Genomic DNA, 1,634 nt, shown 5'->3' with positions numbered 1-1,634 from the left:
GTTTCAGGCAAGAAGCCAGCATGGGCTGTTGCACCAAAGGCACAGGAACTGCGCCTTGAGGGTTTTATTGGATCTTTGCTGGAAAGGGTTGACTGTGGAGACCATATAGTACTCGTTATGCCTTATATATTTCTTAATGGAAAGTTGATATTTCCATAGCGGACTATGGCCTCAACTTTAGCTTTCATTGCATCACTAAATAAAACTCGACCACAGAGTATCATAGCTAGATCTTCTCCAGTCATGAGAATAATTCTTGGAGAGTCTCCTGAAAATTTTATGACTGCGTTATCATCAAAGCCATTGGCAGATAAAAATAAGCCTCTTGTACTTTGAACTTTGCCTCTAATCTTTCCATCGAAAATAGATAAGTCTTTTTGCTTGATAAGGTTATCTTCCCATTTTGACTCAATTAGATAATCGAATTTTTCATATTTAAAATGCCCGTCGATTTGTTCGCCGTCAGGTGTTTTGTATGGTCTTGAATAGTCTAGTTCGGTTAATTGTAACAAGTCGCAGAAGAGATTTTCTAGTTTATAACCTCTTTGTTGCGGAGTATGTTCATTCCCTGTCGTAAGAGCTATGAACATTGAGTTTAAATCTTCAAGTCGTTTGCGCTGAGATTTATTTTGTTCAATATGTGTATTGTAAGTAGTTCGGGCTTCTTCTCTTTTTCTTTTTTCAATTTCTATATCTATCGGGTCATTTCCTACTAAATCTCGAAACTCCTTAAGTAGTTCTTTTGCTTTTTTCTCATCAAGAGCATCCTTGTCTATTGCACCTCGGAGTCTGTAAAAATTAGAAATAATATTATTGATTGTTTCGATGTCATTGGTATCTTCAAGATACTCTAGAATGTTACGCATTACTTGATATTTATTAAATGCTTCCCTTGGATAACGGTCGCGAAGTCGCTTTGCCACCCCGCAACTATCAAGAAAGCTGTAGAAACTATTCCAGTACCAAAAGCAGGTTCCTGATAATGAAACTATTGCTTCTTTTAATTCATATTTGATTTTTTTGGGCAATTTTTAACTACCTGATCTCTCTATTTGAGCATAACGTCTCGTGTGACGGGCGCGGCGGGGAGTAAGCCGTTAAAAATCGCGGGCTGTCACCGCGTCCGTCGTCGACACACTTGTTGGGCTTTATTAGTGTAGCCTTTAAATATATTGGCTCATGATGTAGCACTATCATTTTGAGTGCTTCTCTGACAATTTTGAAATAAACGCTTGATCATATTCAGAAGACCACGCTCCAAACTGTACCATGAATATAGCAAAGCCCATCATGAAAAGAGGGACTATAGGAGCGAACCACATATCAATCTGGTTGTTAAGAACTTGTATAAGAGAGTTAACTGTCAGTATGGAAAGGAAGACAATCACTACTGATATAAATTTAGGGAACCATGCCACTGAAATGAACCCTGAAAACTGTAGCGTTATCTATATTTTAAATCTGCCACGAAGTTGCAAACTGAAAGCGTTGGTGACAAATGGCGCAGTTCTTCGAAGAGAAACGTATCGAGAAAAGACAAAACCACAGGCAGATTCATAGGTGATACTCTGAAAAAACTGAACGAGTCGTTGTTGATCGCAACCTGGAGACAGCCTCATCAATGGATAGCGGCG

Annotated in this window: 1 protein-coding gene; it reads right to left on the bottom strand. The window is 38.7% G+C overall.

The window, feature by feature from the left end; genetic code table 11:
• Positions 1–122: 122 nt before the first annotated feature.
• Positions 123–1,028: a restriction endonuclease gene (locus THINI_RS23905; RefSeq protein ID WP_002710823.1), complete on the bottom strand. Its 906-nt coding sequence runs from the start codon at positions 1,026–1,028 to the stop codon at positions 123–125.
• Positions 1,029–1,634: the final 606 nt, after the last annotated feature.

Origin of the sequence: Thiothrix nivea DSM 5205, from assembly GCF_000260135.1 — a bacterium.
Taxonomy (GTDB): Bacteria; Pseudomonadota; Gammaproteobacteria; order Thiotrichales; family Thiotrichaceae; genus Thiothrix; species Thiothrix nivea.
The sequence above is the reverse complement of the archived record's forward strand: the minus strand, read 5'-3'. Positions and strand labels throughout refer to the sequence as shown.